6 protein-coding genes are annotated in these 6,021 nt (G+C 38.4%); 3 read left to right on the top strand and 3 right to left on the bottom strand.

Annotated features, from left to right (window positions below; genetic code table 11):
* A partial coding sequence (locus tag Q8P68_00930; GenBank protein ID MDP4007735.1) for a hypothetical protein occupies positions 1 to 428 on the top strand: 428 nt, incomplete at its 5' end.
* Positions 429 to 481: 53 nt separating this feature from the next.
* Here Q8P68_00930 and thrS read toward each other — a convergent pair.
* Positions 482 to 2,284: a threonine--tRNA ligase gene (gene thrS, locus Q8P68_00925; protein ID MDP4007734.1), complete on the bottom strand. Its 1,803-nt coding sequence runs from the start codon at positions 2,282 to 2,284 to the stop codon at positions 482 to 484.
* Positions 2,285 to 2,600: 316 nt separating this feature from the next.
* On the opposite strand from thrS, the gene Q8P68_00920 reads away from it, so the two are divergent.
* Positions 2,601 to 3,839: a peptidoglycan DD-metalloendopeptidase family protein gene (locus Q8P68_00920; GenBank protein ID MDP4007733.1), complete on the top strand. Its 1,239-nt coding sequence runs from the start codon at positions 2,601 to 2,603 to the stop codon at positions 3,837 to 3,839.
* A 142-nt stretch (positions 3,840 to 3,981) separates the two neighbouring features.
* Positions 3,982 to 4,245 (top strand): membrane protein insertion efficiency factor YidD, encoded by a 264-nt coding sequence (gene yidD / locus Q8P68_00915; protein ID MDP4007732.1) that lies wholly within the window; start codon positions 3,982 to 3,984, stop codon positions 4,243 to 4,245.
* Positions 4,246 to 4,793: 548 nt separating this feature from the next.
* Here yidD and Q8P68_00910 read toward each other — a convergent pair.
* Positions 4,794 to 5,006, bottom strand: a complete 213-nt coding sequence (locus Q8P68_00910; protein MDP4007731.1) for a hypothetical protein — start codon at positions 5,004 to 5,006, stop codon at positions 4,794 to 4,796.
* 4 nt (positions 5,007 to 5,010) lie between these two features.
* Positions 5,011 to 6,012 carry a RhuM family protein gene (gene rhuM / locus Q8P68_00905; protein ID MDP4007730.1) on the bottom strand — a complete coding sequence of 334 codons (1,002 nt, stop codon included), beginning with the start codon at positions 6,010 to 6,012 and terminating at the stop codon, positions 5,011 to 5,013.
* Between the last annotated feature and the right edge of the window lie 9 nt (positions 6,013 to 6,021).

Raw genomic sequence — 6,021 nt, 5'->3', positions numbered from 1 at the left:
TAATCGATGATAAAATAAATTCGAAGGATGTTTCGAGGCTTGATTTTCAACTGAGTGAAAATGTTGTCCAAAAACTTAACGAACTTAACGCGAAAGGTTTTGATGTGAATGAAATTTTAGAAAAAATGCTTGATGAACGATGTGAGCAGGTTAATGAGAGAGAGAATATGATAGCTGATGAAGTAGTGGCGGATGAACTGGCGAAAAAAGTTGATGGCAAAGAAGTAGTGAAACGAGTTATCAGCGAGCGAGCCGGTACGAAATGCGAAGTGCGAGGATGTATGAGGGATGCAAAAAATACGCATCATACGATACGATTTGGGATTCAGAGCAGTCATGATCCGAGATATTTGGTGCGACTTTGCAAAGAACATCATGAACTTACCCATGTGTTGGATGAAAAATATTTGGAAAAAAGGCGAAACTAGGTTGAGAGGCAATGAACGAAAAATATTTAAACAAAATGGGTGTTGGCAGAATCCTATAAGCTCCGTTCTGCAATTTCTTTCAAAAGTTTTTTGATGAAGTTTATCGCTTTGGTAGAGGTCTGTTTTTGAGTTTTGTAACTGCGAACGGCTACCGAACCGCCTTTTGATCCGTTGCCTTTTGACCAACCTTCCATCTCTTCGTCCCCAATTACAATCATGTAAGGAATTTTCATTCTTTCCGCATTGCGGATTCGTTTTCCTAGTGATTCTTCTGGCATTGCGAGCGAAGCTCGCACCCCTTCCTTTTTTAACTCAGTAAGAAATTCCTCTGCATATTTAACATGTGGGTCAGCAACCGGACATACAAATACTTGCACAGGGGCGAGCCAAGCAGGGAAAGCTCCGGCAAAATGCTCGATCAAGATTCCCATAAATCTTTCAACGCTTCCGAAAATCGCTACATGCAATACGGCAGGTCTTTGTTCTTTTCCATCCTCACCGATGTATGTCATATCAAAATTTTCAGGCTGATTAAAATCCAGTTGCACAGTTGTAAGTTGCCACTCTCGACCAATAGTATCTTCGACCATGATGTCGATTTTCGGCCCATAAAATGCAGCCTCTCCTTCTTCTACACTATATTTTTGTCCCCATTTTTTAACTCCGGCTATAAGTTTTTTCTCAGCATTTGCCCAGAGTTTATCATCTCCGAAATATTTATCAGGAGTCTTTGGGTCACGTATTGAAATTTGCGCTCTAAATTTTGTAAATCCAAACGTCTCATATACTTCTTTTGTAATCCCAAGGATCATCTCGATTTCTTCTTCGATTTGATCATGCTTCACGAAATGATGTGTGTCATCTTGAGTGATGCAACGAACCCTGAGTAGTCCGCTAACCTCTCCACTTTTTTCAAAACGATATACCGCAGTATTTTCCGCATATCGAAGTGGAAGATCTCGGTAACTATGTTGCTGCGCATTATAAAGACAAAAATGATGTGGGCAGTTCATAGCTTTCATCACGTACCTCTCACCTTCGACAGTTTCCATTACCGGCATCATCGCATCATATTTACCCATGTGCCCACTCTTGATATATAGTTCTTCTTTTGCAACATGTGGGATCGATACAAAGGTATAGTTGTTTTCTTTTTTCAAATCTTTGATGTAATCAGCCAAAGTATCTTTTATAAATGTACCTTTAGGCAAAAACAATGGGTATCCTGATCCAACAAGCGGATCGGTAACAAATAGTCCAAGTTGTTTGCCAAGTATTTTATGGTCACGCTTTTTCGCTTCTTCCAATTGTTTCAAATAAGCATCGAGTTCTTCCATAGTCTCAAAGCACGCTCCATAGATTCTCTGTAGCATTGGTCGATCAGAATCTCCTTTGAAATACGCACCGGCAATGCTTGTTAATTTGAATGCGCCGATTTCACCGGTGTTATCGACGTGTGGCCCTGCACACATATTCACAAATGCAATCTTGTCATTTTGCTGAATTATATTTTCATAGAAGCTAAGCGTTTTTTCTCCACCCTCCTTGAGGTCGGCCGCCATCTCAGCGGTATAATCTTGCCCTCTATCTTTTAAAAATTTAATAGCTTCGTCAGATGGCAAATCATACTGCCTGAACTTCTGTCTTTGCTTCATAATCTGCTTCATTTTTTTTTCTATGATAGGTAGGTCTTCAGGAATAAGCGTCCTTGGAAGTTCAATATCATGATAGAATCCACTATCAATCCAAGGGCCAACTGCCAGTTTTGCCTCTGGGAACATTTCCATGATTGCTTGAGCCATTACGTGCGAGCACGAATGTCTCATTGCATCATTTTTATCTACTGCTTTTGCCATAGTCGTATAATTATTATTAATTTTTTAACTTAGAGTATCTATGCGCCGAATCTCAATTCTATTAATCAGCTCTATTATCGACGGCTGTCCGCTTGTTAAGTTCGACGGTTGTCCGAGGCACATTCTAATACATTTACCTTCAACCTCCAAAGTATAAAAAAACATTTATTTGTCAAATTTCACCTAAGCTTACCCACTTGACAGCCCCTAACATTTGTTGTCTTTGAGCTTGCATTTTTAATGTACTCATGGTATTCTCACAGAAGTTATGGAAAATAAAAATAGACAAAAATAAGTACCATATAAACCTTGAAATATGAGTTCCAAAAACTCAGAGACATCAAGTACGGTCAACATTTCGGCGCGACGTTCCAGGCACAATAGATTAATCCACGAGAATCCATCTATTCTAAAGAAGAAAATAATCAAAAAGATTACTCATATTACAACGATTTTTTCTATAGAAAGTCTAAAAACTCTTTTCAAAAAACAGAGTGAGCATGTTTCTTTCCTAAGAAACCATTTTAGTCATAATGATGCTGAATGTGCGGATTTGCCATGTCAGCGGAAGTTCGTTAAAAAGGTTGCTTACGTACTATTGTTATTTTTCCTCTTATCTTCAGTTGATTTTTACCATTTTGAATTTAATGACGCGTATGCAAGTAGTGACGTAGGGATATTTTCGGATTTCAGTCTTGTGGCTGATGATGAAGGGTATTTATCAAAATCTATGCCGACCGGAAACAGGAACTACGCAAATCGTGAGGGGTTGATAACTCACAAAGTTGAATCAGGGGAAACGGTCTCGGGAATTGCTTATATGTATGGACTTAGAACTGCAACAATCCTTGATAACAATCCGACTCTTGGAGCTGGCAATTTTTTAAAGATGGGGCAGGAGCTAGCAATTTTACCTGTAGATGGATATTTATATACTGTTAAATCCGGTGATAATTTAGGGAAAATCGCAAAAGCATTTAGTATAGAGGAGGAAAAAATAGTAGCGAACAATGCAGTGGCTGCTGAAAATCTAGAGGCGGGAGCAGAGCTTGTTTTGGCTGGAGTTAGGTCGCCGGAGGCGACCCGTTATATAGCTATGAGCCGCAATGATTCATTTAGATCCGGTGCGATACTTGGTAGCGAAACTGTTTCACAAACTGTGAATAATGTTGGTTTCATAAGTCCAACACCTGTAAATGCAAGGTATTCACGCGGGTTTACTTATGGTCATGTAGGTCTTGATATCTCTAGAAAAGACAAATCTTGGAGTCCAAATGTTGTAGCTCCTATATCAGGTGTTGTTACAAAAGTACGTCAGACCGGTTATAATGGCGGGTATGGTACGCATCTTATGATCAAGAGAGACGATGGGATTGAGGTCCTTATGGCTCATTTCACAGAGAATAAAATTTACGTAAGAGAGGGTGAACAAGTAGTAGCCGGTCAGATAGTTGGACTTATGGGTACTACCGGCCGCTCATCCGGAGTTCACTTGCATATAGAGGTAATCCAAGATGGTGTTAAGAGAAACCCACTAAATTACTTCTCTATCTAACACGCATTGGCGCAGCTTCGCCACATCTTTACCCGCGAATCCGATAGTTTTCATTCATTTCGTGTAAGTATCAGCGAATTAGTTTCCATTATAAATAAAAGGGATTAGGTTTATGGTATGTTATTGAAGTTATATGTTGAATATGGTAAAAAAAGTTTTAATTTTCATTATAAGAATTTATCAAAAAACTCTTTCCCCGGATCATAGTGCATGGGGCAAAGCGTTATTTACCGGTGGCTACTGCAAATTTACACCGAGTTGTTCTACTTACATGATTGGAGCTATAGAAAAACATGGCGCAATCAAAGGAATATTTAAAGGAATATGGCGAGTGCTTCGATGTAATCCCTTTAATAAAGGCGGCTGTGATTTGCCGGGTCAACGGAAAATTCCTCCGAGAAAATAGTTGACAGGAAGTTGTATTTCAAAGTCGAATCTTCAAAAGAAAAGTTTAAAGAATAAGTAAGCATAAAAGTAGCTTTTTATGGAAAAGATAATGGTTTTGCAGGCGAAGCGCCGTACTTCAGACATCATTCCCGGGAACGGGCGTCGAATGCCGTATTTCAAAGTTCAATCTCCATGAAAACGCTTTGAAATGTGTACTTCAGACGTCATTCTTAAGAACAAGCCATGAAGGATGTATTTGATAGACTATTTTATGAGAGAGATGTGTCTGGGAGTGTTTTTTTTAGCAAGGCATAAAAACCAAATTGTACGGATTATTGTACAATCCCTCCTTCCGGGAAGAGTTTTTGTACAAGATAACGTACAAAATCTGTTCACGTGCACACTTCCACATGATCAAAATTCATTAAATTTGTTTTCGCACGTTTGGATTTTTTAGATTTCAGCATCTACATGCTCTCAAACATACTTTTGGTTTACCAATTTGTTTAAAGAACCGCGATTTTGTTGCGTTGATCGTTATCCATGGTTTTAATTATAAATTGTGAATTATGAATGGTAATTTAGTCTTATTTTATCGGTCAAAAGCTGTTGCATCACGCCGGTTTTTATTTGTTTGAGCTGTTCCGCAATTCTGTCTTGTGCGCTACGAACCGTATAGCCGATTTTAAGCAAGCCTTTATGTGTTTCAACGCCTTTCAGCCTGTAGGCGTAAATGGTTGGTTTGGCATCCGGACGTTGTGGGAAAAAAAAATGCGGCATATATTTAAGATTGTAATTTTTTTAAATCAGCCTCAAGTTCTTTAAGGCTTTCCGCTTTTTCGACTTTTCTCTGTTCGGCTTTAAATTTTTCAAATTCCTGATTTGATTTTTGGAGTGCCATTTCGTGGTTTATTTTCCCAGCATGTGTGAGAAGCTCTCTTTTATTCATTTTTAATATACCATCCAATTGTTCTATCCAGTCTTTCATGTACATTGGTATTTGTTGTTCGGCCATCGTTTCCGCAAAAGTAAGATATTGATCTACGAGCAATTTCAAAAGTTTCATTTCTTCTTCGTTGAGATAATTTTTGGCTATACTGACATCTGTTTTTTTGATTGAGTCTTCTTGTTTGTCATACGACTGCATCCCGAGAAGTGGGAGAGAAGCATCTACTCGACGATAAATAAGTTCTGCTGCTGTTTTTTGGCTAATAGCCCAGAGGAGTTTATTTTGTACGATTTTAAAGAATTCAATGGTTTTTTCATCTTTTGGATTATAATCAATGGCAGTGGTATAAATATCTTTGATTTTTTGATAAAAAAACCGTTCCGAAAGTCGTATTGTACGGATTCTGTCTTGGAGTTCGGCAAAATAATTCATAGATTTCCCGGATTTAAACCGTTCATCATTGAGGGTAAATCCTTTTACGATGTGTTCTTTGAGTTTTTGTGTTGCCCAGATGCGAAATTGTGTTCCTTGTGCTGATTTCACCCGATAGCCTACCGAAATAATGACATCAAGATTATAATATTTTGTGGTTGCGGTTTGTGTTTTTCCCTCTATGGCTCCGTGTTTTGTGGTATGTCGGAAATCCCGACTTACCAGTTTTTTTTCCAATTCTCCTTCTTCAAAAATATTTTGTATATGTTCTGTAATAGTGGATCTGCCTTTTCCAAAAAGTATCGCTATTTGCTCTTGAGTGAGCCATACGGTTTCATCTTCGAGTGTTACATCGATTTTGATATCGCCATCATCGGACTTGTAAATGATTATTTGAGCTTCCATAATTTTAGA

It is taken from the genome of Candidatus Peregrinibacteria bacterium, assembly GCA_030700255.1.
In the GTDB taxonomy this organism is placed as follows: domain Bacteria; phylum Patescibacteriota; class Gracilibacteria; order UBA1369; family JABINC01; genus JABINC01.
Note: the sequence above shows the minus strand (reverse complement) of the source record. Positions and strands in the feature narration are given on the sequence as shown.

Bases quoted from the DNA above. Each gene is read 5' to 3' on its own strand.
- thrS (MDP4007734.1), bottom strand. From the start codon at position 2,284: ATGGCAAAAGCAGTAGATAAAAATGATGCAATGAGACATTCGTGCTCG.
- Q8P68_00920 (MDP4007733.1), top strand. From the start codon at position 2,601: ATGAGTTCCAAAAACTCAGAGACATCAAGTACGGTCAACATTTCGGCG.
- yidD (MDP4007732.1), top strand. From the start codon at position 3,982: ATGGTAAAAAAAGTTTTAATTTTCATTATAAGAATTTATCAAAAAACT.
- Q8P68_00910 (MDP4007731.1), bottom strand. From the start codon at position 5,006: ATGCCGCATTTTTTTTTCCCACAACGTCCGGATGCCAAACCAACCATT.
- rhuM (MDP4007730.1), bottom strand. From the start codon at position 6,012: ATGGAAGCTCAAATAATCATTTACAAGTCCGATGATGGCGATATCAAA.